Origin of the sequence: Nocardioides terrigena, assembly GCF_003047265.1 — a bacterium.
Lineage (GTDB): Bacteria > Actinomycetota > Actinomycetes > Propionibacteriales > Nocardioidaceae > Nocardioides > Nocardioides terrigena.
Genome location: NZ_PZYY01000050.1, coordinates 1 through 710, shown reverse-complemented (window position 1 = coordinate 710; position 710 = coordinate 1). Strand labels below are relative to the sequence as shown.

General features: G+C 42.3%; 2 protein-coding genes. Both read right to left on the bottom strand.

Translation table 11 applies throughout. The features are described from left to right. Positions 1–346 (bottom strand): Dyp-type peroxidase domain-containing protein (locus DAE25_RS22765; protein WP_159083936.1); only part of this gene is annotated, 346 nt, incomplete at its 3' end. Positions 347–360: 14 nt separating this feature from the next. Further along, the coding region (locus DAE25_RS22760; RefSeq protein ID WP_199907745.1) for an EfeM/EfeO family lipoprotein at positions 361–710 on the bottom strand (350 nt) is incomplete at its 5' end.

The following is a 710-nucleotide window of genomic DNA, read 5'->3' as shown; positions in this document are numbered from 1 at the left end:
CCAAACTATCCGCTTCACCGGTATCCGCAGGCGGAACATAAGCGTTGTTGCTATAGGGTTTTACATTTTTACCTTGTGTCAGATTATTACTATAACGCGTCCAAGTTTGGAAAATCTCTTTCACTTTTGCAATATCGGCGGTATCTAAATCCAAGACGAGAAAATAGATATGTTTTTGTGCAGGGGTAACAATGCCGGCTTGGTGTTTACCATAAAAAGGATATTGGTTATGTGCTTGCGCAGTGAGTTGTCGTGATTCTAAAGCAAAAGCAGGAGCCGACAATAAGCCAGCTCCTACCAATGCGGTATTTTTTAGAAAATCACGGCGAGAACGGATTTCTGCCATCATTTATTCCTACCTTATTTCTCTAAGAGAACGCCTAATTGCGCCAACGGCTCGCCCAGTTGGTTTACTGCCTCGGCTAATGCTTTAACATCGTTTTTTGACAGTTTGTTATATGCTACGTAATCGTAACCGTTTTTCGCTTTATTGTGTTTTGCCAGTAAGCTATTGACCGTAGCAAAGCGAGCGGCGATTTCCGCCGAAAGCTTCGCATCGGTTTTGTCTAATTGCGGTTTAAAGATTTCATAGATTTTTTCCGCCCCCTCAATATTCGCTTTGAAATCGTAAAGGTCGGTTTTAGAGAAAATTTCCTCTTCACCGGTTACTTTAGTGGTGGACATCTCATTTAATAAATCCACCGCACCGG